Origin of the sequence: Paenibacillus sp. Soil522 (assembly GCF_001428245.1) — a bacterium.
Taxonomy (GTDB): domain Bacteria; phylum Bacillota; class Bacilli; order Paenibacillales; family Paenibacillaceae; genus Pristimantibacillus.
Map to the genome: position 1 here is coordinate 1 of NZ_LMRV01000069.1, position 25,249 is coordinate 25,249.

At 48.4% G+C, this 25,249-nt stretch carries 23 protein-coding genes, 1 rRNA gene, 1 other RNA gene and 1 pseudogene; 5 read left to right on the plus strand and 21 right to left on the minus strand.

Annotation, left to right across the window (positions count from 1 at the left end):
- The 15 genes from ASG81_RS22530 to rpoE form a co-directional block, all read right to left on the minus strand.
- Positions 1–378, minus strand: a 16S ribosomal RNA gene (locus ASG81_RS22530); the annotation flags it as partial.
- 372 nt (positions 379–750) lie between these two features.
- Positions 751–1,014 (minus strand): pro-sigmaK processing inhibitor BofA family protein, encoded by a 264-nt coding sequence (locus ASG81_RS22535; RefSeq protein ID WP_056639521.1) that lies wholly within the window; start codon positions 1,012–1,014, stop codon positions 751–753.
- Positions 1,011–1,256 carry a DUF2508 family protein gene (locus ASG81_RS22540; protein WP_056639523.1) on the minus strand — a complete coding sequence of 82 codons (246 nt, stop codon included), beginning with the start codon at positions 1,254–1,256 and terminating at the stop codon, positions 1,011–1,013. The genes ASG81_RS22535 and ASG81_RS22540 overlap by 4 nt, the downstream gene beginning before the upstream one ends.
- Before the next feature lie 167 nt (positions 1,257–1,423).
- Positions 1,424–2,023, minus strand: a complete 600-nt coding sequence (recR, locus tag ASG81_RS22545; RefSeq protein ID WP_056639526.1) for a recombination mediator RecR — start codon at positions 2,021–2,023, stop codon at positions 1,424–1,426.
- Positions 2,024–2,066: 43 nt separating this feature from the next.
- Positions 2,067–2,378: a YbaB/EbfC family nucleoid-associated protein gene (locus ASG81_RS22550; protein ID WP_056639528.1), complete on the minus strand. Its 312-nt coding sequence runs from the start codon at positions 2,376–2,378 to the stop codon at positions 2,067–2,069.
- Between the two features lie 23 nt (positions 2,379–2,401).
- A complete protein-coding gene (gene dnaX, locus ASG81_RS22555; protein ID WP_056639529.1) occupies positions 2,402–4,189 on the minus strand; it encodes a DNA polymerase III subunit gamma/tau in 1,788 nt (595 codons plus the stop codon).
- Positions 4,190–4,401: 212 nt separating this feature from the next.
- An RNA gene (gene ffs / locus ASG81_RS30195) (signal recognition particle sRNA large type) lies at positions 4,402–4,669 on the minus strand.
- A 71-nt stretch (positions 4,670–4,740) separates the two neighbouring features.
- On the minus strand, positions 4,741–5,160 hold the full coding sequence (locus tag ASG81_RS22560) for a hypothetical protein (protein ID WP_056639530.1): 420 nt from the start codon (positions 5,158–5,160) through the stop codon (positions 4,741–4,743).
- Positions 5,161–5,243: 83 nt separating this feature from the next.
- The gene (gene rpmE / locus ASG81_RS22565; protein ID WP_053373265.1) at positions 5,244–5,441 is read right to left on the minus strand and encodes a 50S ribosomal protein L31; all 198 of its coding nucleotides are present in this window, start codon (positions 5,439–5,441) and stop codon (positions 5,244–5,246) included.
- A gap of 143 nt (positions 5,442–5,584) precedes the next feature.
- Positions 5,585–6,838: a radical SAM protein gene (locus ASG81_RS22570; protein ID WP_056639534.1), complete on the minus strand. Its 1,254-nt coding sequence runs from the start codon at positions 6,836–6,838 to the stop codon at positions 5,585–5,587.
- 21 nt (positions 6,839–6,859) lie between these two features.
- Complete coding sequence (gene rho / locus ASG81_RS22575) at positions 6,860–8,197, minus strand: transcription termination factor Rho (RefSeq protein WP_056639536.1); 1,338 nt, start codon at positions 8,195–8,197, stop codon at positions 6,860–6,862.
- Between the two features lie 123 nt (positions 8,198–8,320).
- Positions 8,321–9,583 carry a UDP-N-acetylglucosamine 1-carboxyvinyltransferase gene (locus ASG81_RS22580; protein ID WP_056639537.1) on the minus strand — a complete coding sequence of 421 codons (1,263 nt, stop codon included), beginning with the start codon at positions 9,581–9,583 and terminating at the stop codon, positions 8,321–8,323.
- A gap of 240 nt (positions 9,584–9,823) precedes the next feature.
- Positions 9,824–10,222 (minus strand): response regulator, encoded by a 399-nt coding sequence (locus ASG81_RS22585; protein WP_076271590.1) that lies wholly within the window; start codon positions 10,220–10,222, stop codon positions 9,824–9,826.
- 160 nt (positions 10,223–10,382) lie between these two features.
- Positions 10,383–11,984, minus strand: a complete 1,602-nt coding sequence (locus ASG81_RS22590; RefSeq protein ID WP_056639539.1) for a CTP synthase — start codon at positions 11,982–11,984, stop codon at positions 10,383–10,385.
- Positions 11,985–12,466: 482 nt separating this feature from the next.
- Positions 12,467–13,036, minus strand: coding sequence for a DNA-directed RNA polymerase subunit delta (gene rpoE, locus ASG81_RS22595; RefSeq protein ID WP_056639540.1), 570 nt, complete (start codon positions 13,034–13,036; stop codon positions 12,467–12,469).
- Between the two features lie 404 nt (positions 13,037–13,440).
- Between rpoE and ASG81_RS22600 the strand changes: the two genes are divergently transcribed.
- The gene (locus ASG81_RS22600; RefSeq protein WP_056639542.1) at positions 13,441–14,577 is read left to right on the plus strand and encodes a S8 family peptidase; all 1,137 of its coding nucleotides are present in this window, start codon (positions 13,441–13,443) and stop codon (positions 14,575–14,577) included.
- A 27-nt stretch (positions 14,578–14,604) separates the two neighbouring features.
- On the opposite strand, the gene argS is transcribed toward ASG81_RS22600, so the two are convergent.
- The 6 genes and pseudogenes from argS to speE all read right to left on the minus strand — a co-directional run bounded on the left by argS (position 14,605) and on the right by speE (position 19,700).
- Positions 14,605–16,284, minus strand: coding sequence for an arginine--tRNA ligase (gene argS / locus ASG81_RS22605; protein ID WP_056639545.1), 1,680 nt, complete (start codon positions 16,282–16,284; stop codon positions 14,605–14,607).
- Entirely contained in the window at positions 16,281–16,754 is a 474-nt protein-coding gene (locus ASG81_RS22610) for a DUF1934 domain-containing protein (protein ID WP_056639547.1), read from the minus strand. The genes argS and ASG81_RS22610 overlap by 4 nt, the downstream gene beginning before the upstream one ends.
- 79 nt (positions 16,755–16,833) lie before the next feature.
- A complete protein-coding gene (locus ASG81_RS22615) occupies positions 16,834–17,343 on the minus strand; it encodes a DNA-deoxyinosine glycosylase (RefSeq protein ID WP_056639549.1) in 510 nt (169 codons plus the stop codon).
- 244 nt (positions 17,344–17,587) lie between these two features.
- A pseudogene (locus ASG81_RS30200) lies at positions 17,588–17,683 on the minus strand (zinc ribbon domain-containing protein); the annotation flags it as partial.
- Positions 17,684–17,965: 282 nt separating this feature from the next.
- Positions 17,966–18,835, minus strand: a complete 870-nt coding sequence (speB, locus tag ASG81_RS22620; protein ID WP_056639551.1) for an agmatinase — start codon at positions 18,833–18,835, stop codon at positions 17,966–17,968.
- Positions 18,836–18,872: 37 nt separating this feature from the next.
- The gene (gene speE / locus ASG81_RS22625; RefSeq protein ID WP_056639553.1) at positions 18,873–19,700 is read right to left on the minus strand and encodes a polyamine aminopropyltransferase; all 828 of its coding nucleotides are present in this window, start codon (positions 19,698–19,700) and stop codon (positions 18,873–18,875) included.
- A gap of 253 nt (positions 19,701–19,953) precedes the next feature.
- Between speE and ASG81_RS22630 the strand changes: the two genes are divergently transcribed.
- From ASG81_RS22630 to ASG81_RS22645, 4 genes are all read left to right on the plus strand, one after another.
- On the plus strand, positions 19,954–21,243 hold the full coding sequence (locus ASG81_RS22630; protein WP_056639555.1) for an MFS transporter: 1,290 nt from the start codon (positions 19,954–19,956) through the stop codon (positions 21,241–21,243).
- Positions 21,244–21,371: 128 nt separating this feature from the next.
- A complete protein-coding gene (locus ASG81_RS22635) occupies positions 21,372–22,238 on the plus strand; it encodes a phosphosulfolactate synthase (RefSeq protein WP_056639557.1) in 867 nt (288 codons plus the stop codon).
- A gap of 283 nt (positions 22,239–22,521) precedes the next feature.
- Positions 22,522–24,630 carry a transglycosylase domain-containing protein gene (locus tag ASG81_RS22640; RefSeq protein ID WP_056639559.1) on the plus strand — a complete coding sequence of 703 codons (2,109 nt, stop codon included), beginning with the start codon at positions 22,522–22,524 and terminating at the stop codon, positions 24,628–24,630.
- A gap of 181 nt (positions 24,631–24,811) precedes the next feature.
- The gene (locus tag ASG81_RS22645; protein WP_056639561.1) at positions 24,812–25,099 is read left to right on the plus strand and encodes a hypothetical protein; all 288 of its coding nucleotides are present in this window, start codon (positions 24,812–24,814) and stop codon (positions 25,097–25,099) included.
- Positions 25,100–25,249 lie beyond the last annotated feature (150 nt).

Below are 25,249 nucleotides of genomic sequence, written 5' to 3' on the forward strand. Positions count from 1 at the left end.
CATTGCGGAAGATTCCCTACTGCTGCCTCCCGTAGGAGTCTGGGCCGTGTCTCAGTCCCAGTGTGGCCGATCACCCTCTCAGGTCGGCTACGCATCGTCGCCTTGGTGAGCCGTTACCTCACCAACTAGCTAATGCGCCGCGGGTCCATCTGTAAGTGATAGATTGCTCCATCTTTCCCGRTCCGGTCATGCGACCAAACCGCGTATCCGGTATTAGCATYCGTTTCCGAATGTTATCCCAGTCTTACAGGCAGGTTACCCACGTGTTACTCACCCGTCCGCCGCTAATCTTGTCCCGAAGGACAAGATCCGCTCGACTTGCATGTATTAGGCACGCCGCCAGCGTTCGTCCTGAGCCAGGATCAAACTCTCCAAATTGGTGTTTGACAAGATCCGCTCGACTTGCATGTATTAGGCACGCCGCCAGCGTTCGTCCTGAGCCAGGATCAAACTCTCCAAATTGGTGTTTGACTTGCTCATTACTTTTTTATCGCTTTTTTCGCTTATCCCGAAGGATTTGCGAGGCAGTTATTACTCGTTGTTCAGTTTTCAAAGAGCAATCTTTTCTTTCGTGTCGACCGCTTATTTCGTATCGGCGACTTTTATAATATATCACAGACGCCCAGGTTAATGCAAGTGTTTTTTTTATTTCTTTTTTTAAGCTTGTTCACTTACTCTTGGCGCGAGAACTAATGTAGCATATTATTGTTTCTCGCGTCAACCTTTTGCCTAAACATTTTTTTCATAACTCTATACAACGACCCATTGAAGGCCCACTATCAGGGCTACGCCGGGAATGCCTAAAGTAAGCACAGTTCCGATCGTGATGGGATTCAGCGGGATGTATATGCCTGGAACCAGTTCTAAATAGTTCAACAAGTACAATAACCCCGCTGCCAGAACGAGGTGAAGCGCAAATCCGCGAAGCCAGCCCCAAGAAAGCTTGTTCCTTAATAGTATAGCAGCCAATAATACCGACGATGCAATAAACATAGATAACCACACTGCTTTCATTTCATCACTCCTCTCCAAGCTGGCCATTTGCCGCTTATGCGTTTTGCCACGCGTAGCAGCATCTCATATCTCTTCTCTGCTGTTATGATGCAATAAATCGCGTAATCGATTTGATCCTTGCCGATAGCATAATCAAAATAACGGTTCGCGTTCACCCACTGCTGATGCGCTTCAACTATTTCCATTCGAATATCATCCATTTGCTGCACCTCTTTTTCCAAGTCCGCCTGTTTCTTATTCATCAAACGAATCCCTCCGCTCGTCCTGACTACTTACTGTTCTCTACTATATGTATAGGCTTGGACATTGGAATAGAACGAGATCTTGATGTGTGCATCCTCATTAGAAACGACAAAAAGCGGCAGATCGAGTGAATGCTCGACCTGCCGCTTTTTCATAGAGCTTAACGCTAATTTATTTCCCGTCGACCTTCTAATGCTTTCGAGAGTGTTACCTCGTCAGCATATTCAAGATCGCCGCCTACAGGCAATCCATGCGCGATTCGCGTAATTCGAATACCAAACGGCTTAATGAGCCTCGATAAATACATTGCTGTTGCTTCACCTTCTATGTTCGGGTTAGTCGCTAATATGAGCTCCTGAATCCGTTCATCACTTAGCCGCCGCAATAGCTCAGTAATTCGAATTTCATCTGGACCGATACCCTCCATGGGAGAGATCGCACCGTGCAGAACGTGGTATTGTCCTTGAAAATCCTTCATCCGCTCAAGAGCTACAAGGTCCCTTGATTCTTGTACGACACAAATAACAGAATTGTCGCGAGACTTATCCTGGCATATTCTGCACGGATCGGTATCGGTAATGTTGCAGCAAACCGAGCAATAGAACAAATTGCGCTTAACGCTTACTAGCGCCTTCGCAAAATCAATGACGTCGTCTTCTTTCATTCGAAGCACATGGAACGCCAGACGGGCGGCCGTTTTGGGCCCAATACCCGGTAATCGCGTAAAAGCATCAATTAATTTCGCTATCGGTTCGGGATAATACAAAACAGGGTACAGCTCCTTTCAAACGGAAGCACGCGGTTGCTTCTTAGAACAATCCCGGAATTTTCATTCCGCCGGTAAATTTGCCCATATCCTTATTCGCCAGCTCATCTACCTTTGCAAGCGCATCGTTAACTGCGGTAAGTACGAGATCCTGCAGCATTTCTACATCCTCTGGATCTACCGCTTCAGGCTTAATCGTAATGTTTAGCAGCTTCTTATGACCGCTCGCCGTAACGGTCACAACACCGCCGCCTGCAGTTCCTTCTACCGTCTTTGTTTCGAGCTCTTCTTGCGCCTTCATCATTTGATCCTGCATTTTCTTCACTTGTTTCATCATTTGGTTCATATTGTTCATTGAAAATCACCTCATCATAGAATTTAATTGTTATCCTTTATAACTACCAAATCTTCGCCAAAAAGCTTAACGGCTTCTTCCACCCACATGGGCCTGCTTGAGGTTTGCGGGGCGTTATCAGCCTCGGGCTCCAACTGAAGCGTCTCGCTCTTCTGAGCGCTAGCGCCTTGTGCTGCAGCCTGCCAGTCCTTCAACATGACCGTCACAATCCGATACGGGCCGCCAAGGACATGCTGCATAACTTTCTCAATAATTTCACGATTGGCTGGCTTCTCTGTCGTTTCACGATGCATTGTATTTTTGAAAGCGACAAGAATGGCATCGTCAGCGGAAGCGACCGGCTCCCCGTCCTTCAACCAAGCGTGGACCGTTATTTTGGCTTCCTTCACGCCTTGAAGCACGTCATTCCATTTCATGCGGAATTGATTGAATTCAGTACTGCCTGCCGCTGCTAAGTATGGATCGAGCTTAACAGACGACCGTGCTATCCCGCCTGAGCCGCCAAATGAGCTGCGAACAGCATTGGTGCGTGCGGCTTGCTTGCTGCCCGCACTATCAGCCGAGGACGAATTAGCTCCGGCAGCCATTCCATTCTGCAGCGCTTGCTCAAGCTTGCGCTCCAGCGCTTCAACCTGCTGCCGCAATCGGCTCATTTCAGCTGACTGCGCGCCGGTTGTAGCTGACACAGTAGAGCCAGCTGCCGCTCCTCCGCCTGAAGATTGCTCGTCACTAAGCGTGCAGAGCTTCATTAGCGCCACCTCAAACAACGTTTGAGGCTGTGACGCATGCTTCAGCTCTACTTGATAACGGTTCAGCGTATCGATCATAGCGAACAGCCGTTCGGGTGTGAATGCTTCGGACATCGCTTTGAAGCGTTCTGGATCAACAATGCGTTCCGTTACGGCACCGCCCTGCGGAGCAAGCTTCATAACCAGCAAGTCTCGGAAATAATATATCAGATTTTCCATACATTTGTCCGCACTCTTGCCGGCCTGCATCAAGCTCTCTACGAGCGGCATAACCGCCGCCACATTACGATCTTTAACAGCCTCAGCCAGCTGATAGAAATGATCAGCAGCCATGCCGCCGGTCACATCCACCGCTGCATCAAGCGTAATGCGGTCTGCTGCAAAAGCGGAAACCTGCTCGAGCAAGCTAATCGCATCGCGCATACCGCCTTCCGAAAGCCTTGCGATGTAAGCAAGCGCATCCTCGTCTGCCTGTATATCTTCTTCACGGCAAATCTTTAACAAATGCTCGGTTTGCTCATCAAGCGATACCTGCCTGAAATCAAAGCGCTGACAGCGTGAGATAATCGTTGCAGGCAGCTTATGCGGTTCGGTTGTCGCCAAAATAAAGATCACATGCCCCGGCGGCTCCTCCAGTGTCTTAAGCAAGGCATTGAACGCCTCGGCCGTAAGCATATGTACTTCATCTATGATATAAACTTTGAACCGCACTTCTGAAGGTGCATATCGCACTTTATCACGAATATCACGAATTTCATCGATACCGCGGTTTGATGCAGCATCAATCTCGATCACATCCATAATATGTCCCGCAGTAATCCCTATGCAAGCATCGCATTCATTACAGGGCTCTTCAGCCGGACCACGTTCACAGTTAACCGCTTTCGCCAAAATTTTCGCAGCACTGGTCTTCCCGGTTCCTCGCGGTCCATTAAAAAGATACGCATGCGACACGCGCTGCTCGCGAATTGAATTTTGCAGCGTTTGGATAATATGCTGTTGTCCAACCATGTCCTGAAACGTCTGCGGACGCCAGGCACGGTATAAAGCGATATGTGACACGCAGACCTTTCCTTTCAAGTTGCCTTTTCATTGCAAAAAATAATTGCTATTCCTCTATTATACAACAACTGTGTAGCAATCAAAACTTTCTTTTACCTGTCTTATCCCCTTAAAAAACAAAAACACCTGCATCCACTTTCCGACAAAAACATCGAACAGCGTTCACAAGTGCTACTTTTGTTATTGGCTATATTTCAGAAAAAAATTCAAGACCATGCACCTGCTCCTGATAAATGCGACCCAGGCGGCATCCTTGCACTACAGCTCGAGTCAGGCACTCCCCCGGCACATGAACTAATTTGCTTACGGCTGCTTCCTTCCGGACCTGACCGGGTTCACAAACGTCCATTGCGGAGGACCCAACTGTCAACACTGCTCGCAAGTGCCAGACCCTACATCAGCATAACCTCAAGCAGGAATTCAACCTCGCTACAGCGGATTGCGAGTTACAGGGCACCGCTACCTCCCCGTCTAGCACGGTAAAAATAAGTATAGCCGATTCCATCCTAAAGCGCAACACATGGGTGCAATTGGAAGGTTCGTGTTCCCGTTTATCTCTTCACTTCTACATGAACGTTGTACCTTGGCATATTGTACTGAACGATCGACTGCGCTTTCGCCCGCAGCCGCTCAAGTTGCCCATCGGATAACGCTTTATTGACTTTTATATTCACATGCAGATCAGTGCCGTTGAAATATACCTGCGTACGCTCAATTTCGGCAATGGGCTCCAGCACTTGTTCAACAAAATTGCCGTCCGCATTATAATTGAGGTACTGATGACGGTTAGGCAAGTTTGGATTGCTGTTGGAATACCCCATATACCCGTCATGACCGTAAGTTTTCAGCTTGTCCTGCTCGTTGTTTCCACAGCCAAAAAGCGTTAAGGATAACGCCGCTACGCATACCGCCGCGGCAATAAACCGCATATAACCCCATCGCTTATTCGAATCGAATGGTTTCTTATCCAATCAAAAAACCTCCCTTCTATCCAATAGGATGGCTGAGGGAGGCTCTTGTATTCTGCCAAATAAAGGCAGAACGATTTGTAGGATTAAATGCCGTATTTCTTCTTGAAACGATCGACGCGGCCGCCAGCATCCAGGAACTTTTGCTTACCCGTGTAGAATGGGTGGCATTGGGAACAAACCTCTACGCGAAGGCTCGGTTTAATCGAACCAGTCTCGAAGGAATTTCCACAAGCGCAAGTTGCTGTAATGATGTGGTATGTCGGATGAATAGCTTGTTTCATCTCGTTCACCTCTTTCTGCCCTGAATCGCATGCGGACCCAGAGTTAAATCACACATACCGGATTATAGCATGAACTGTTTTGCAGTTGCAATGAATAATCGCTCATATGTTAATTTTAGCTGAAATTACCGTTTAATTGGCACTTATCGAAGCAACGCTGATGGTGGAACATGCGTATACGAGCCAATTACAACATCCGGAAGCTCTTCACGGAAAATCTCCAGCATTTGCTTCATGCCATAAATATCACCCTGTGCCTTCGGAATAATTGCCAAATAGCTTTCAGGATCGATATTCAGGTTTCGCATTTGAATCAGCTTCAATCCCGTGCGCTTCACGAATCCGATCATCGCTTCAATTTCTTCTTCACGGTCCGTAACCCCTGGGAAAATCAAATAATTAATGGAGGTATATACACCTTTATCCGATGCATACTTAAGCGACTTCTCAACATTTTTCAACGTATATCCACGTGGCTTGTAATAGGCGTTATAATGTTCGTCAAGCGCACTGATCGTACTGACGCGCATAAGATTAAGACCGGCATCGACGATAGCGCGCATGTAATCAGTCAGCCCTGCGTTGGTGTTAATGTTAATATAACCAAGTGAGGTTTGACTGCGGACCCGCTGCATCGCCTCAACGATAATTTTGGCTTGCGTTGAAGGCTCGCCTTCACATCCTTGTCCGAAACTAATGATCGATTCCGGCTCGCGTAAATGCTCCAGCATAATTTCAACAACCTCATCGACAGTCGGCTTAAAGTTCATCCGAGTTTGCGGCGCAATAAAGCCGCTATCATCCGGTTGCTCGGAAATACAGCCGAAGCAGCCGGCGTTGCAGGAGTAGGATACGGGAACCGCACCTTCCCAGCGACCTAGAAACGTGTTGGATGAGGTCAAGCACTCATAGCCTAAAGCACAATTGGACAAATGCTTGTATAAACGGTTTTCCGGGTATTTGGCAAGCAGACGCTCAACCTGTATACCAAGCTCGCCACGGTTGCAATTGAGCGGATCCCATCTCTCCGGATCATCGCACTGCTCTGCTGTTACGTAGAAGCTTCCATCTTTCCATACGACTGCCGTATAACCGAATAAAGGAAGCTTCTCGTTCTTATCCGCTTTCACATAGCCAGGCAGGCATAGACGGGTAAAGCCTTGCGGCAGCAAAGCGCCAACCGCTTGGACGTTGCCTGGCAGCACCTGCATTTCGCCTGTATCCGGATTAAGCCCAATCGGCCTGGTGAAGGGCAGGCTGACCAGCGTTGCTCCATGAGGAAGAGGAACCAATTCCTCCTCCATAATTTCGACGATCATATCGCCGCTTCTTCCCAGGGCCACAAAGTCTGGATGGTCAAATACATTTCCTTGTTCATCCGCATATACGAGATTCATGTTGTTCTCCTTCCTGCGGTCTTACGATCCGTGCGTAGTTCTAGGCGTAGGCCGCCTGCTGGACGTGGCAGCACTGCTTTTGATACCGGACCGCTCCGGTTGTTTGGCTTCTACTGTCGTATCAAGAGACATGAGGAATTGTTCGTTGTTCTCGCTGTCCTTTAGTTTTTTCAAGAAATTATCGACATAATCAGGAGTGTCCGTCATTCCTCTGCGGATGGCCCATACTTTATCCAGCTCTTCTTTCGTCAACAGCATCTCTTCACGTCTCGTACCTGATCTGCGCATATCAAGAGCAGGGAAAATACGACGCTCGGACAGCTTGCGGTCCAGATGAAGCTCCATATTGCCGGTACCTTTAAATTCTTCATAAATAATATCATCCATACGTGAGCCCGTTTCGATCAGCGCAGTCGCCAGTATAGTCAAGCTTCCGCCTTCTTCGACGTTACGAGCCGAACCAAAAAACCGTTTCGGACGATGGAACGCAGCCGGATCAATACCGCCGCTAAGCGTTCGTCCAGATGGAGGAATAACCAAGTTATACGCTCTGGCAAGTCTAGTGATACTGTCCATCAGGATCACAACATCCTTCTTGTGTTCAACAAGGCGCAGCGCCCGTTCAAGCACAAGCTCAGCTACTTTAATATGATTTTCAGGCAGCTCGTCGAATGTCGAGGCAATAACCTCGCCTTTGACCGAGCGCTGCATATCGGTAACTTCCTCGGGACGCTCATCGATGAGCAGAACGAATAATTTGATATCGGGACGGTTTTCTGAAATACTGTGGGCAATCTCTTTGAGAAGCAGTGTTTTACCCGTCTTCGGAGGGGCTACGATTAGACCGCGCTGTCCGAGTCCTACAGGTGCGAGCAAGTCCATCATGCGCGTGGAAAGCTTCGATTTTGTCGTCTCAAGCACTAGTTTTTTTTCTGGATAAAGAGGAGTAAGCGCAGGAAAATGCAGTCGTTCGGATGCTGTCTCAGGGTTCTCGCCGTTAACGGCATTTACCTGCAGCAAGCCAAAGTAACGTTCATTCTCTTTCGGCGGACGGCATTTACCGGATACGAGGTCGCCGCTCCTTAAATCAAATCTGCGAATTTGCGATGCTGAGATATAAATATCTTCCTTGCTCGGTAAATAGTTAATAGGCCGTAAAAATCCGAAGCCCTCTGACAAAATATCGAGTACGCCCTCCATGAACATAAGGCCGCTTTTCTCTGCCTGCGCACGTAGGATAGCAAAAATTAATTCCTTCTTCTTAAGCGTTCCGTAATACGGAACCTGAAATTGCTTCGCTAATTTGTAAAGTTCAGTCAATTTCAACTCTTCTAGATCGGCGATCTGAAGGTCTGTCATGTTCTCACCACTTTATTCAATTTTCATTATGATTTTGTATATCTAGTAAAATCATATGCCTGATTATCTATCATTGCCGAATTAGACGCCGTCTATTCCACAGCGTCTGCATCGTTTTGCCTCTTAAGATTCGGCTTCTGTTTCACGCCAAACTTCCGCACCCAATCGGCATAAATTCTCTACTAAGTTATCATAACCCCGGTCAATATATTCGACGCCCGATATTTCGGTAACGCCATCGTCAACGGTCAGTGCAGCTACAACAAGCGCAGCGCCCGCGCGCAAATCAGCAGCCTTCACTTTAGCAGCATTGAGCTTACCGCCCTCGATAACAGCCGAACGGCCCTCCACGCGAATGTCAGCTCCCATGCGGGTGAGCTCAGGAACATGCTTGAATCTGGTTCCATAAACGTAATCGGTTAAAATGCTGACCCCATTCGCTTGTGTGAGCAAGGTCGTCATCGGCGATTGGAGATCCGTTGGAAAACCTGGGTAAACGAGTGCTTTCACATCGATTGACGAATAGCTAGGCGCTCCGATAATCCGGATGGACTCATCCATCTCTATTACTTGAACACCCATCTCCTCAAGCTTGGCCGTCATTGCTTCCAAGTGCTTCGGAATAACATTATCAATAAGGACATCGCCGCGAGTTGCAGCAGCTGCAATCATATACGTACCAGCTTGGATTCGATCGGGAATGATGGAATGGCGGCAGCCATGCAGCTGATCGACCCCTTCAATGCGAATCGTTTCAGTTCCGGCACCTTTGATTTTTGCGCCCATGGCATTTAGGAGAGTAGCTACATCTATAATTTCAGGCTCTTTTGCCGCGTTTTCAATAATGGTTAACCCTTTGGCCCGGGAAGCCGCAAGCATAATGTTAATAGTCGCTCCAACGCTTGATACATCGAGATAAATTTTCGCACCCCGCAGCTGCTTAGCTGAAATTCGGATTGATCCATGCTCATTGGTTACCGTAGCACCCAGTGCTTCAAACCCTTTAATATGTTGATCGATTGGCCTCGGCTCAAAATTACAGCCTCCAGGCAGACCAATTGTCGCTTCTCCAAACCTGCCGAGCATGGCACCCATCAAATAATAGGATGCGCGCAGCAATTTCACTTTACCGTTTGGCATTGGCTTCGAGACAAGCTCGGAGGGATCAATGCGCATCATGTCGCCGTCACGCTTCACAACAGCGCCAAGCTCTTGCAAAATTTCACTGTATACAGCTACATCGCTTATAATTGGCAAATTATCTAACACAACTTCTGATTCTGCTAAAAGGGCAGCAGGGACTAGCGCAACTGCGCTGTTCTTGGCTCCGCTAATTTGAACGGTGCCGTGTAGCGGCCGTCCACCGCGTATCATCAATTTCTCCATCTAATTATGTGTCCTCCCGTGGATTGGAAGAGAATAAAGGAAAAACCGCCAAAGCAAGTGAGTGTTTAGCCCGCTTGCCGTTTTGAGGCGGTTTAATTTCCATACTCCTGTTATTACGCTTCATTCTGAGTCATTATAACATAATGCACCTTGAAAAAGTAAAGCTTGTTTTGCCGATTCCAGGAAATACAAAAAAAGACACCGTCTCCAAGCAAGCGACGATGCCGTTTGTAAACAAAATTACGAACCTATTGCAAAGCGACTTGTCGAATTACCGCCCCGCAGCTGCATATTAACCGCTATTCGCATCTCATCGATATCAAATGGCTTCGTAAAATGCATTAACGCCCCGAGATCAGTCGCCTCCTTAATCATATCTAATTCACCATATGCGGTCATCATGATGACTTTAATATTGCGGTCAATCGCTTTCACATGCTTTAATATTTCTAAACCATCCATACCAGGAATTTTCATATCCAGCAGCACAAGATCGGGAGCATCGTTCTTCACGATTTCTAAAGCCAGCTTGCCATTAGATGCTTGGAACGTATTATAACCCTCGCTGCTAAATACTTCCATGAGCAATACGCGAATACCGTTCTGATCATCAACGATCAACACTTTCTTCTTATCCAACTCCAAATCCCCCCGCGACGAGCTTGCCTACAGAAATGGCCAACTCTTCCATAATCGTTAATATATTCGCTAATGTGGGTATATAATCCTTCTCGTAAAGAGAAAAACTTATCAGGTGTTGACATAGAATCTGTCATTGAAGGAAATGACTTGACTTATGTTACATAGAATAGTTGAGCGCAGCTTGGACGAATCCGCGGAACAATGGCTGCGGACGATTTGGTCTGGACGTGAATTCCGGATGGAATTGTACAGCCAAGAACCAAGGATGGTCGGCCATCTCCACCATTTCAACAAGACGTCCGTCCGGAGATGTTCCAGAAATAGTCAAGCCTGCCTTTTCAATTGCTTCACGGTACTCATTGTTAAACTCATACCGGTGACGATGACGCTCGTAAACGAGCTCGTCGCCATATTCCCGTGCAGCCAGCGTTTCCGGCTTAAGCTTACAAGGGTACAGGCCAAGGCGCATCGTACCGCCCATATCTTCAATATCCTTCTGATCCGGCAGTAAATCAATAACCGGATACGGTGTGGACGAGTTAATTTCCGAGCTGTTCGCACCCGCCAGTCCAACCACATTGCGAGCATATTCAATTACAGCAACCTGCATGCCCAGGCAGATACCGAAGAACGGAATCTTATTCTCACGGGCGTATTTGATGGCTGTAATCTTGCCTTCAATACCGCGGTCACCGAAACCGCCAGGTACAAGAATGCCGTGAACGCCCTGCAGCTGCTCGTGAGCGTTCTCTTCCGTAAGATCATCTGCATGCAGCCAACGAATCTTCACGACGGAGTCAGAGGCAATACCGGCATGCTCAAGCGATTCTGCGATACTAAGGTATGCATCGTGCAAAGCGACATATTTCCCTACGATCGCGATTTCGGTTGTTTTATGAAGGGACTTTACGCGCTTAACAAGGCTTTCCCATTCGCGCATATCCGGCTGCTCCGCCTTAAGCTTCAGATGGTTGACGACGATCTCGTCAAGGCCTTCCTCGCGAAGCATCAACGGCACCTCGTATAATGTCGAAGCGTCGCGGCATTCCACGACTGCATTCGCATCGATATCGCAAAACAATCCGATTTTTCGTTTCAAATCTTCAGCAAGCGGATGCTCCGTACGGCATACGATCACGTTCGGCTGAATGCCGATGCTGCGCAATTCCTTGACGCTGTGCTGCGTCGGCTTCGTTTTCACTTCGCCTGCCGCTTTGATGTAAGGAATAAGCGTAACGTGGATATACATCACGTTATCGCGTCCGATGTCGCTTTTAATTTGGCGGATCGCTTCAAGGAAAGGCAAGCTCTCGATGTCGCCTACGGTACCGCCAATTTCTGTAATGACAACATCAGAGCCAGCTTCTTTGCCCGCACGGAATACACGGTCTTTAATTTCGTTCGTAATATGCGGAATAACTTGAACCGTTCCACCCAAATAGTCGCCGCGGCGTTCTTTGGTAATAACGCTTGAATAAATTTTGCCGGACGTCACGTTGTTGCTCTTCGACAGGTTGATGTCGATAAACCGTTCATAGTGTCCAAGATCCAAATCCGTTTCTGCTCCGTCATCGGTAACGAATACTTCTCCGTGCTGATATGGACTCATCGTTCCCGGGTCCACGTTAATATAAGGATCGAACTTCTGAATCGTTACTTTGAGGCCTCTGTTCTTCAGCAATCGACCGAGCGAGGCTGCTGTTATCCCTTTGCCCAATGACGACACTACGCCGCCGGTTACAAATATATATTTGGTCACTGTGATGATACCCTCCAAGCTCCTATTGTTAATGTTTAGGTTTGCCCATTTACTCGATAAACATGGATGCAGATACACTCCGCCCGTCCATCAGTTTGTGGAAATACGTCCTACAGACCCATTCCCTACAAACAAAAAAAGTGACACCCGTAGCAACGGGGCACTTTTCCATTTTGGCATATATAAAAATATAAGAAAGCATAAGTTTGAACCTTATACTCAGCTTATATTTCTCCGTGAAAATTGTCTTTTGCCTTCAAAGGACGGCTTCAACCATTTACACTTGTATGCGTTATTTGTTAACCGAATCTTTAGCCCATGAGATAGTTTACTCCGCGCTTGTAGCAACTGTCAAGCGAAACTGACAGGATGCAACATACTACGGAGCAAACGGCTTTCGCCGTCTGTTCGAGGCCCGCGGCAAAATGTAAGCAGGAGTATGCGCTTGTCGTGTCGCTTATAGAGCCTACACTTTAAGCTAACTACTTTTCGTCGTCGTCAAAATCTTCTTCATCATCCGACTCATCGTCGTCATCAGCTTCCAAATCGCCTTCGACTTCTTCCTCGTCCAGCTCCTCGTCATCAATGCCAACTTCCTCATCGACTTCCGTTTCCTCTTCCGCCTCTTCGAAGTCCTCACGGTCCTCGTCGAATACATCGTAGTCCTCTTCCGTCTCTGCGTAAGCATCCTCTTCCTCGTCCGCGAACACATCGTCATCCTCAAGATCATCGTCATCGTTAATGATGCGTGTTCGCTTCGCATTGCCTACAGGATCTTCGGAGCGTTCAACCGGATACCAGCGCTTCAGTCCCCACATATTGCTGCCTACGCAAGCAAAGCGGCCATCAATGTTGATTTCCGTATACACTTGGGCGATGAACTGGTTGATACCGTCTGCGGAAAGACCGCGTATTTTAGCGATCTCCATCATTAGATCGCGATAGTAGTAAGGTGTATTAGCCGCTTTCAGCACTTCAAATGCCAAATCGACCATAGGCATTTCCTTCATACGTTCAGGATCCAGCTTTAAAGTAAAATTGCTGCTGCTCATATGTACACATCCTCTCATGCCAATCAATTTATGTATTCGTTCATTGCGCAAATTGCGGTTGCAGCCAGAGGATGACGCCCGCCGTTTACGCTAGTCACAGTATAGTAAAACCTATTTCCTGCAAAAAAGCAAGTGGCCGTACAGCTGCCGGCATAGCTTGGACTTAAATGCAAAAAGCGAAAGGATAGTCCTCCCGCTTTGACTGTATCCGTCCGGCCATGACACGAAGGCAACGTACCTTGGACGTAAGAGCCCCTGAGAACTCTTTGTTCATCCTATGTCCCTAAACGATTTTTGACACGGTTTGAAGCCTAATTATGTGAAAAAAGGCAAGTGGCTCATGCGTTCTGAAGATTTCGTTCATACAATAGTGCAGCATGGTCCGTCGGGAGGGGAAGCCAAATTTGGACACCGCCGCTTTTATCCGTTTGTTGCAGGATATAATGGCTTGCACGGACACAACGACAGTAAAGCGAATCATTCGCTTTCAGCGTGCGAGCGACTACCGATACTTCCTTCAGCAAATGCCTCAGGCCGCTTCGTCGTCATCGCCTCAAGTAAGCATCAGAAAAATGCCTATCATTCACGGAATATCCTGCAAACTGCCGGCCGAGGAAACGCTTGAACGGTTCTCTGGACGTGTATGGATTGAAAAAGATTGCAAAATTAGCGTTCATGCCTCACCGAATAAGTCGATTATTGTAGATAAAGGTATCCCTTGGGGCGTTAGCCAGATTAAAGCCCCGCAAGCTTGGAGTACGACGACCGGCCACCGCGTTAAGGTCGGCGTCATCGATACGGGAGCTGATTTCAGTCATCCCGATCTCCGCCAATCGCTCTCAAGAGGTATAAACCTGCTGAACCGCAGCATGCTTCCGCATGACGATAACGGTCACGGGACCCATATTGCCGGAACGATTGCGGCAGCCAATCAGCTCCAAGGTATGATCGGCGTAGCGCCCCGCGCGTTGATCTCGCCCGTTAAAGCTTTCGATCACAATGGGAGCGCCTTCGTCTCCGATATTATTCTCGGAATTGAGTGGTGTGTCCGCAACCGCATGGACGTCATTAACATGAGCTTCGGCATGAAGACGAGAAGCAAAGCGCTGCTAAGCGCCGTCACGAACGCCCATAATGCGGGCGTTATTATCGTTGCATCATCCGGCAACGACGGGAAGCGGCGTTCCGTCGATTATCCGGCCCGTTATCCGCAGACGATAGCCGTTGGCGCAACAACCAGGCTTCGTCGCGTGGCTCCGTTCAGTAACCGCGGTGCGTACATTGATGTATATGCGCCTGGCGACAAGATCGTATCTGCCTGGCTTCGCGGCAAATACAACGAGATGAGCGGCACCTCAATGGCTACCTCGCATGTCAGCGGAGCGATCGCTCTATTGCTTGCGCATAAGCCAGGACTAACGCCTGCCGAGATCAAGTCTATTATCAAGCGCTCCGTGCAGCCTCTAAGGGGCAGCAAAGCCCGCCGAACGATCGGCGAGCTTGACGTGATGAGTATGATGCAAGCCGTGGATAATGTTTAGCTCCACGGCTTTTCTTATGAGAGGAAATTACATACGCTCAGGTGCGGAAACGCCGGTTAGGCGCAGCACATTGGCAATAGAGATGCGAACGGCTCCGAGCAATGCCAGACGGGCTTGCGATTGCTCGGCATCCTCTGTGATGACGCGCTCTGCTCTATAGTAGCTATGGAACTGCGATGCGAGATCGTATACGTAACGAATAAGACGGTGCGGAGCGTATTGCGCCGCCGCTTCGCTTACTTCCTGCGGCAGCTCGCCGATCTTGCGCAGAAGATCGAATTCGCTCTCCGCAACCAGCTTGCTGAAATCAATGGCATCTACGGACTTCAGTACAAGACCTTGCTCCTCTGCTTGTCTAAAAATGCTGCAAATCCGCGCATGCGCATATTGGACGTAGAACACGGGATTTTCATTGGAGGTAGAGATAGCCAGATCCATATCGAAATCGAGATGCGAATCCATGCTCCGCATGGAGAAGAAGTAACGAATCGCATCAATGCCAACCTCATCCATCAGATCCTGCATCGTAACTGCTTTACCCGTACGCTTCGACATTTTCATTTTCTCGCCGTTTTGGAACAAACTGACCATTTGTGCTATGAGCACAGTCAGCTTCTCCGGATCATTGCCAAGTGCTTCCATCGCCGCCTTTACGCGCGGGATATAACCATGGTGATCGGCGCCCCAAATATTAATCATCTGATCGAAGCCGCGGCTGTATTTGTCGCGGTGATATGCGATATCCGGCGTCAAATAAGTGTATGAACCGTCATTTTTCACGAGAACGCGGTTTTTGTCGTCACCAAAGGTCATGGTAGACAGCCAGGTCGCTCCTTCTTCCTCGTAAACATGACCCGTCGCTTTGAGTGCAACAAGGCCTTGTTCAACTTGTCCGCTCTCATAGAGGGACGTTTCGCTGTACCAAACATCGAAGCTTACGCGGAATCTTCCGAGATCGCGTTTAATTTTGTCGAGCTCCCGCTCCAGGCCGAACTGACGGAAAAACGTAAACCGTTCTTCATCGGGAAGCTCAAGCAGCTTATCTCCCTCTTGCTCAACGAGCAGCTTCGCGAAACCGATGATGTCCTCGCCATAATAGCCATCCTCCGGCATCTCTGCTACTTGCCCAAGCTGCTGCCGATAACGAGCCTCGATAGACACAGCCAGGTTCTCTACTTGTTTTCCTGCGTCGTTAATATAGTATTCACGCGTAACATCATAACCTGCGTAGTCAAGCACATTGCACAATGCATCGCCAACCGCCGCGCCGCGGGCATGCCCGAGATGCAGGCTGCCGGTAGGATTCGCGCTGACGAACTCTACCTGCACGCGTTTGCCGTTGCTTTCTCCTGCCCGTCCATAATTTTCTCCAGCCTCTAGCGCGGCGCTCACAACCGGATAGAGGTAGCTGTTGTCCATGCGGAAATTAATGAAGCCCGGACCTGCAATTTCGGCAGACTGAATGGACGCCTTCTTCGTATCCAAATGCGCTACGATGGCTTCCGCGATTTGGCGGGGATTTTTCTTCGCCAGCTTTGTCAGCTGCATGGCGGCGTTGGTTGCCAAATCACCGTGCGATTTATCCTTCGGAACCTCCAGCACGAACGCGGGAAGCTCTTCCCGCGCCGCAAGACCGGCTGCAACCGCAGCATCGGCGATGGCCGCTTTAACCTGATCGTACATTTTTTCCAGAACATTTGCGCTCATTGATTAGTTTCCTCCTGTATATGGAGCCGTATATGGAAACGACCCGACATTTGATCACCTACGTGCATCTCGTACTCCCACTCCAGTGTAAAAGGCAGCTGCGACGGCAATGAACCAGCCTCCGCACTCCCTACATCACCCTCCGGCACCTGCAGCGTCAGCATAAGCGTATCCGTTTCAAGCGAAAAAGACGTCATTGACGAACGGTAATGTCCAGTCCGCCTAAGCCCGGGCACGAATAGCTGCTCCGATTCAATAACGCCCCGCCGCACGATGGACAGCTCGCCCTGCCGGTATTTCACAAGCGTGCGGACTTCGCCGGCTTTCGGATCGCCTTCTACAGCCGGTTCGCTGTAACGGATAAATATGGACCGTTCCTTGCGAAACCATTCGCCCTCATAGGCGTGAGTGTGCGAGCTTCCGTCCTGCACGCTCTCCAAAGTAATTCGCACTTTCCTGTTGTCAGCCATAATCTTGCTCCTGTTATCAGTCTAATCTTATGTAACTACTATATACAGGAAGCCTCTTAATTTCAACGCTAGAGCGCGGTTAAGTTAATGCATAAGGCACAATTTCCCGCCATGCCTCCACGCGGTCTTCAAGCGTTCGCATGCGCGGAGTAGGAATCGGACTGGAGGAGGGCAGCTTCAGCAGCGTGATGTAGCGGAAGCTTTCATGCCCGCGATAAAATTTTTGGAAGGTGTCGTACGCTTTGCTCCCGTTAAATGCAAAGCAGCGCAGCTCTGGATATTCCGCTATAAGCTCCGGCAGCTTCTGCGGTACTTCCGCGCGAATATTCACGTCTAAGCTGCCCTCCCGTTCACAGGATTCAATGACATCCCACAGCGCCAAGCGATGCTCCTTCAGGAAAGCGAGCCGCCTCTCATACACCGGATCTGCATCCGATTCATTAAACAAACGGTATATAATTCGCCACATAAAGTTCTGAGGATGCCCGTAAAATTGTTTATGCTCAAGCGATTTCACGCTCGGCGCCGTCCCGAGAATAAGCACACGCGCACGCTCATCGATAACCGGCGGAAACGAATAAATACGCATCGGATAGCCTCCTGTATGTTCATTTTTGCTATAATAATTGCAACTTAGTATGAGTTAAGTCTGGCCCGGATCATACAGACGCATCCTCGGTTTGCCGCAAGGGCTAACAATTTGTTGGAAATATAAGGTTCGATTTTATACTTACTTATATTCAAAAAAAGACGCTTTCCGTTAAGATTACGCGGAAAACGTCTATTGATCAACGTGGAGAAATTAATCACTTATCCGCCAAAAAAGAAATTCAGATATCGAACATTTTTGACAGTCCACTTCCAGTCATCGCTACTTCTTTTGTAACTACGTCTTTACCTCCGCATTTAATACAACCTTTATCACTCATTACATATTCACTTCTCTTTTTGGCTCAACTCAATAAAGTAACGGACGAAATTAAATAGAATTTAGTAATTTATACGGTAATGCCTTGGTATAAAGTTTCATTTAAGCTGAACAAACCCATCTATGACGCACTGAAGACAGGCGACGATGAAAAAGACGACAAATTGCCAAAGGCGCATTTAGAAATGAGCACAGCAGGGTGTTCGAGAACGGACATGCAAAAAAGAGCCTATCTTGAACGACTTCGCCAAGACACGCTCTTTTATGAAACACTAAATTATGTTTATTTCACAAAACCAAGCAGCATCTCACGGATAACCTTAGCCGCAACGATCTGCGTTTGCTCCGTCGGATCATACGCCGGCGCTACCTCAACAAGGTCGCAGCCGACGATGTTAACACCGGAACGGGCGATCGCGTGAACCGATTCGATAAGCTCCTTCGATGTGATGCCGCCCGCTTCCGCTGTACCTGTGCCAGGCGCTGCGGACGGATCAAGCACGTCGATATCGATCGTTAAGTAAACCGGACGGCCTTCGAGCTCCGGAAGCACCTTCTTCAGCGGCTCCAATACCTCGAACGGGTGGAAATTAATGTTCTCACGTGCGTACTGCCATTCCTCGCGTGAGCCCGAACGGATACCAAACTGGTAAATGTTTTGTCCGCCCATCAAACCAGCTGCCTTCCGCAGCGGCGTGGAGTGGGACAACGGCTCGCCTTCATAAGACTCCCGCAGATCGGCATGAGCGTCGAAGTGGATAATCGCAAGGTCAGGATACTTCTTATGCACCTCTTGAAAAATCGGCCAAGATACGAGATGCTCGCCGCCGAGGCCAACAGGGATTTTGCCATCATCCAGAACGCCGCGAACGAAATCACCGATGATCTCAAGACTGCGCGCTGCGTTGCCGAATGGAAGCAGCAAATCTCCAGCGTCGAAATATTCAATATCCTCGAGGCTGCGGTCTAAGTAAGGGCTGTATTCTTCTAATCCGATCGATACCTCGCGGATGCGGGGAGGACCGAAACGCGAGCCCGGACGGAAGCTAACCGTGAAATCCATCGGCATGCCGTAGATAACCGCTTTGGAAGCTTCATAATTGTCAGAGCTCAGGATGAAGACGTTGCCGGAATATTTTTGATCCAATTTCATGAGGGTTGTCCTCTCTCTCCTATAGCGTAGCCGCTCGTTATTTCACGAGATCTTCAACGAATTTAGGCAGCACGAAAGCTGCTTTGTGAAGACGCGGCGTGTAATATTTGGTATCGATTTCTGGAATAGCTGTCTCATCAACAGCAATTGGATCGTGCTTTTTGCTGCCCATTGTGAACGTCCACAGACCGCTTGGGTAAGTCGGAATATTCGCGCCGTATACACGAACGATCGGGAATACTTCCTTCACATCTCTGTTCACGCTTTGGATAAGATCCGCTTTGAACCAAGGATTATCCGTTTGCGCAACGAAAATACCGTCTTCCTTCAACGCCTCGTAGATGCCTTGATAGAAGCCCTTCGTAAACAGGTTTGCGGCAGGGCCAACCGGTTCTGTAGAGTCAACCATAATAACGTCGTATGTGTTTTTATGATCATGAATATGCATAAATCCGTCGTTCACAAGCACTTCAACGCGCGGGTTGTCGAGCTCGCCAGCGATGGAAGGCAAATATTTTTTGGAGTATTCAATAACTTTACCGTCAATATCGACGAGAACAGCCTTCTTCACTTTCGGGTGCTTCATGACTTCACGGATAACGCCGCCGTCGCCGCCGCCCACAACGAGCACATACTCCGGATTCGGATGCGTGAAAAGAACAGGATGCGCGACCATCTCGTGGTAAACGAACTCATCTTTCACCGTTGTCATAACCATGCCGTCAAGAACGAGCATCGTTCCGAACTCTTCCGTCTCGATCATATCAAGCTGTTGAAAATCCGTTTGTTCATTTACATAAGTTTTAGTAATCTTCGCCGTAATGCCGAAGCTGTCTGTTTGTTTTTCCGTATACCACAATTCCATGTCGTATAATCCCTTCTTTCCTTCAATCGTTCAACCTGTATTATAGTAAAATTGCACCACTACTACAAGTGCCCTATAACGTCTATATATTAATGAATTTTAAAGTTAATTTTCCCTAATAATAAGATTGAATACTAATTAAATAATTGAGCAAAGTAATCAAAATTGTAAAACAGTTATGGAATACATGTTTTTGTTTTATACACCTTGTATATAGTTGAGTATTTATGAGATTGGCGAGGAGCGAGTACCTGTGGAAAAGACCAAATCCCGGAAGCTGAACATAACATTCAAGAGTGATATGGACCTGGTTGCAAAAGAGGTAAAATCGAATTCGAAATCGGATAACGGATCAAAGGGACGCATTTGGGAGTTTATTGCGATAGCCACCATCCCTATGGTACTCGTATTTGGTAACTCGATGCTGGTTCCGGTACTCCCGGAAATGCAGAGAGCGCTTGAAATCAGCAAATTTCAAAGCAGCTTGATTATAACCATTTTCTCCTTGGCCGCCGGGATTTTCATTCCGGTAATCGGTTATTTATCGGATCGCTTCGGCCGAAAAGTCATAATCATTCCAGCATTAATCATATATGGAGGAGGCGGGATCTTGGCCGGATTAGGTGCCATATGGAGCTCCTATCCGGTCATTATTGCCGCCAGGGCAATTCAAGGACTTGCCGCCGCTGGAACTGCACCGATCGCCATGGCGCTTGTCGGCGATTTGTATGATGGAGGAACAGAAAGCAAGGCTCTTGGCTTGACCGAGGCTTCTAATGGGACGGGGAAGGTGCTTAGTCCGATTATCGGTTCCTTGCTCGCTTTAATCGTATGGTACGCCTCCTTTTTCGCCTTTCCGGTGTTTTGCGTCCTATCGCTGCTAGCCGTGCTTTTTTTGATTAAAGAACCAAAACATAATGAAAAGCAAGAATTAAAGGCGTATATACGAAAAATTAAAGACCTGTTTAAAGAAAAGGGCCGATGGCTGATCACTTCGTTTTTTGCAGGTTCATTAGGTCTTTTTATTTTGTTCGGCGTTCTTTTTTATTTATCCAATATTCTTGAAGAGGAACCTTACAGCATCGACGGCGTCAGAAAAGCTATGATTTTGGCCATACCGCTTCTTGGTATGGTCATCACTTCATATACGACAGGGAGTCTGATCAAGAAGAATGGCGTTTTGATGCGTTGGCTCATGAATATTGGATTAATCTCCATGACCATTTCTCTCGCAGCTGCTATATTCTTTTTTAAAAACATTTACCTATTTATCGGACTATTAACGATCAGCTCTATCGGCACCGGACTGCTTCTTCCGTGTCTGAATACGATGATCACCGGCGCCGTTCAGAAAAGTGAACGCGGAATGATTACCTCCCTTTATAATAGCTTGCGATTTCTGGGCGTAGCGGCCGGACCTCCTTTATTTGGTTGGATGATGGATAAATCCGATCAGATTGTTTTCATATCCGTATCCGCATTGTCTTTGCTTGCTCTGGGTTTGGTATTCTTCTTGATTAAACCACCCCCCCAGATCAACTGAAAAATGTACTGTTCGATACATGTGCCCGGGTCTGTTATGTTGCGGGCACACGCCCGGATCAATTCGCATATGATACTCTTGTCATTCTTTGACGCCAGAAAACACATATGGAATTGAGGAGAATACAGATGAAAAGTTCCCCCTATGCAGTTTGGTCTCCAGAGTTAAATGACCCAAGCGGACTCCGCAAAGCATCCGATCCTGAAACCGATAATCACGGCGCGGGTCATGCCGAGGGTCGAGGTCAAACGATGGTCATCGATAAAGGTCTCGGCAGAAACGCATTTATGGATTTAATCGAAATAGCTGCAGATTATATCGATTGTGTGAAGTTCGGCTTCGGAACAGCCCCTCTGTATAATACCGAGCTGCTGCTTTACAAGATCAAGCTGGCCAAAAGGAACAACATTACGGTCATGCCAGGCGGTACACTGCTGGAGACGGCCGTTCAGCAGGATGTGGTCCCGGCATTTTTCGATACGATATGCTCTCTCGGTTTTAACGGAATTGAAGTGTCCGATGGCACAATCGAGCTTTCTCGCAGTAAACGAACTGAGCTGATCCAAGAAGGCAGGAAGCGCGGTCTTCGGGTCGTAACAGAGTATGGAAAAAAGCTGTCAGGCTCGCTAATTGATGCAACGCTTCTGGCGATAACAGCAGAGGGGGATTGGGAAGCAGGAGCTGAGCTTGTAACGATAGAAGCCCGTGAGTCAGGCGTTGGCGTCGGTCTCTTCGATGCGGATGGCGAATGCCGGGAAGAAGTGCTCGAATCCATCCTCGAGTTTGTTCCGGACACGAAACGAATAATGTGGGAGGCGCCGCTGAAGCATCAACAGGTGCATCTTCTGCGTAAATTTGGTTCGGATGTGCATTTGGGGAATATCTCGCCTAACGATACCCTTTCACTTGAAACGCTGCGGCGCGGACTTCGTTCAGATACATTTGGATTTGGAATCCAAGAGAAACCGGTCAAGGCAAATTACTACATGATTTAACCTTCTCCCTTTGAAATGATTAGGTATCCTATATTTTTTATAAGATTGGGTTGACTCACCGGATAAATAGCTAAAAGGTGCTCTGTTATGATGAGCACCTTTACAAGCGCCCGTCTGTTGCTCCTCCTGTCCTATTTAAAGCAAGGATCCAGCATCAAACTTATAATCCGTATTCCCGCCTTAAATACAAAAATTTAATTTACTGACGGCTCTCCGTGAATAGGGTGTTCCTTCTTTTTCCATACTAAGGAAAAGTGATGCTTTGCTGAAGGGAGCCTGCTCCATGAATAATCCTTCCAACCGGCAGGGTAAGCCCCGTCGCCGACCTGCTTTTCCTAATATAACCGAGAGGTTCCTTTCCCCTGTTCTGAAAATGAAAATTTGGCTGCGATGGGCTGCTGCCGCATTCGCCCTGTTCGTGCTCGTCACCGCGGGCACGCTTATTTATTTGCGCACGCAATCTTTGCCTGTCGCCGCCATTAGCCAAACGTCTCAGATGGTCGATCTGCAAGGCAACGTCATCGATACGTTCCATGCCGGAGAAAACCGCCGCTCCGTGCAGCTTTCGGACATCTCGCATTATCTGATTGATGCGACCTTGGCGATCGAGGACCGGCGCTTCTACGACCATCGCGGCTTTGATATGAAGGGGATGGCGCGCGCCGTTATGGTGAACGTCCAGAGCTTCTCAGCGCGGCAAGGAGCGAGTACGCTCACACAGCAGCTTGCACGGAATCTTTATTTGACGCATGAGCGAACCTGGCAGCGCAAAATAAAGGAAGCCATGTATACGGTGCAGCTCGAGATGAACTACTCCAAGGATGAAATTCTCGGCATGTATTTGAATCAGATTTATTACGGCCATGGCTCTTACGGCATTGAAGCCGCAGCGATGATGTACTTCAATAAGCATGCCTCCGAGCTCTCGCTAGCGGAAAGCGCCATGCTGGCCGGCATCCCGAAGGGACCGAAATATTATTCCCCCTATTTGAATATGAAAAACGCGAAGGACCGTCAGCTTACGATATTGCAGGCGATGCTCGAAGGCGGCTCCATTACGTCTGGACAGGCGGACGCTGCATATGCGGAGGTGCTGAAATTTCAGACGCTCGGCTCTGGCGAGCAGGAGGGATTTGCGCCGTATTTTCGTGATTATATCCGCTATATTGCCGTGGACAAGCTTGGCATCGATGAGCATTTGCTGAACGAGGGCGGCATAACGATCTATACGACGCTTGATCCTGTTGCGCAATCGACAGCCGAAGAGGCCATTGCGAAAGGGATTCCGGAAAGCTCCGAGCAGCAAGCCGCACTTATTGCCATTGATCCCCGCAACGGCTATATCAAAGCGATGGTGGGCGGAAGAAACTATAAGAAAAACCAGTATAACCGTGTTTTTGCCAAAACGCGTCAGCCCGGCTCCTCCTTCAAGCCTTTCTTGTATTTAACCGCCATACAGAGCGGCTTCATGTCGCCTGTGACGCGCTACAAGAGCGAGCCGACCGTGTTCACTTACGATGAAGGCCGCAAGACGTATGAGCCGCATAACTATGGGGATAAGTACTTGAACGAGCTGATTGATATGCGGCAGGCGTTGGCGAGCTCGGATAATATTTACGCAGTCAACACGATTATGACTGTTGGCGCTGACAAAGTAATCGATACGGCGAGGAAGCTGGGGATCGACAGTCCGATGCAGCCCGTCCCTTCGCTCGCGCTCGGCACCTTCCCGGTCAGTCCGTTCGAAATGGCCTCCGCCTTCGGCACGTTTGCCAGCGGCGGCATCCACTATGAACCGATCGCGATTATCCGTATCGAGGACCGCAAGGGCCAAGTCTTATATGAAGCGGAGCATATATCCGAGCAGGCTGTAACCGCTGCGGAAGCTTATGTCATGACCAGCTTGATGGAGAGTGTGTTTGAAGAAGGGGGCACCGCTTTCCGGGTATCTTCTATTATTAAGCGGCCGGTTGCGGGCAAGACAGGCACAACGCCGACGGATGCATGGCTTGTCGGATATACGCCCGAGCTGGCGGCAGCCGTATGGGTCGGCTACGACAAAGATCGTAAGCTGACCGTTGCCGAGGCTTATCGCGCTGCGCCGATTTTCGCCAATTTCACGGAGCAGGCGCTTGCCGCCGTACCGCCCAAAATCTTCCCGATCCCGGAAGGGGTCGTAAATGTGTATATTGACCCGACAAGCGGAAAGATTGCGGAAAGCACCTGCCCGAACAAACGGCTGGAGACCTTCCTTAGCGGTACGGAACCGACTGAAGTATGCGGCAAACCAGCCGCTGCCGGTGATAAAGGCAGCGGTGCCGGTCAAGACGGAGCGAAGGCGGATGGACGCCGCTCTTGGTGGACAGATCTGAAGCGCTGGTGGACAGACTAGTAAAAGCAGCAGCTTTCTTTACGAAGAAAGCTGCTGAAGCTGCAGATTATAACATGCCATGACCTCTGCACATTTTTGTCCGATTTATGATCAAAAAGTGAATTTTCTTTGAACAAAAGCATATAGTTGTGTTATAGTAGGGATAAGAAAACACTTACAATTAATCGGGAGTGTTCAAAAAATGACCTCGAAAACCGCAACAATCAGCCATATTCAGCCTTCAAAATCGGATGTTAAGCGTCTTGTCAAAGCAATGACTGCAATCGCATGGGTCGTTCTAGCCATTGGCGTTGTACTCAGCCTTATCAACTTAAGCCATTTCAGTGATCGAAATGTCGGACTTATGGTCGGCATCGGGTTTCTAATCGGCAGCGTTCATATTTATGTCATTGGTACAGCAATCGGACTCGTCCATGCTCGCCTAACGCAAGAGCAGCAGCCGAAAGATTTTGACGATCATCAATCGTAAGTAACCGCCGCAGTTATAGCGGAGCAAATAGACAGCCCCATGTGGTCAGTTTGAACTGTGACCCATAAGAAGGACACTTTGAAAAAAGTGCCCCTCTTATGGGTTTTTTGTGTTTTAATCAGAGTATTGGTGAGGGAGCGGGATAAGAAT

Excerpts from the sequence above, each read along its gene's own strand:
- ASG81_RS22535 (WP_056639521.1), bottom strand. The coding sequence starts at position 1,014 with ATGAAAGCAGTGTGGTTATCTATGTTTATTGCATCGTCGGTATTATTG.
- ASG81_RS22540 (WP_056639523.1), bottom strand. The coding sequence starts at position 1,256 with ATGAATAAGAAACAGGCGGACTTGGAAAAAGAGGTGCAGCAAATGGAT.
- ASG81_RS22550 (WP_056639528.1), bottom strand. The coding sequence starts at position 2,378 with ATGAACAATATGAACCAAATGATGAAACAAGTGAAGAAAATGCAGGAT.
- rpmE (WP_053373265.1), bottom strand. The coding sequence starts at position 5,441 with ATGAAACAAGCTATTCATCCGACATACCACATCATTACAGCAACTTGC.
- ASG81_RS22570 (WP_056639534.1), bottom strand. The coding sequence starts at position 6,838 with ATGAATCTCGTATATGCGGATGAACAAGGAAATGTATTTGACCATCCA.
- rho (WP_056639536.1), bottom strand. The coding sequence starts at position 8,197 with ATGACAGACCTTCAGATCGCCGATCTAGAAGAGTTGAAATTGACTGAA.
- ASG81_RS22580 (WP_056639537.1), bottom strand. The coding sequence starts at position 9,583 with ATGGAGAAATTGATGATACGCGGTGGACGGCCGCTACACGGCACCGTT.
- rpoE (WP_056639540.1), bottom strand. The coding sequence starts at position 13,036 with ATGAGCAGCAGCAATTTTACTTTAAAGCTGGATCCTGAACGTATGAAG.
- argS (WP_056639545.1), bottom strand. The coding sequence starts at position 16,284 with ATGAGCGCAAATGTTCTGGAAAAAATGTACGATCAGGTTAAAGCGGCC.
- ASG81_RS22610 (WP_056639547.1), bottom strand. The coding sequence starts at position 16,754 with ATGGCTGACAACAGGAAAGTGCGAATTACTTTGGAGAGCGTGCAGGAC.
- ASG81_RS22615 (WP_056639549.1), bottom strand. The coding sequence starts at position 17,343 with ATGCGTATTTATTCGTTTCCGCCGGTTATCGATGAGCGTGCGCGTGTG.
- speB (WP_056639551.1), bottom strand. The coding sequence starts at position 18,835 with ATGAAATTGGATCAAAAATATTCCGGCAACGTCTTCATCCTGAGCTCT.
- speE (WP_056639553.1), bottom strand. The coding sequence starts at position 19,700 with ATGGAATTGTGGTATACGGAAAAACAAACAGACAGCTTCGGCATTACG.
- ASG81_RS22635 (WP_056639557.1), top strand. The coding sequence starts at position 21,372 with ATGAAAAGTTCCCCCTATGCAGTTTGGTCTCCAGAGTTAAATGACCCA.
- ASG81_RS22640 (WP_056639559.1), top strand. The coding sequence starts at position 22,522 with ATGAATAATCCTTCCAACCGGCAGGGTAAGCCCCGTCGCCGACCTGCT.
- ASG81_RS22645 (WP_056639561.1), top strand. The coding sequence starts at position 24,812 with ATGACCTCGAAAACCGCAACAATCAGCCATATTCAGCCTTCAAAATCG.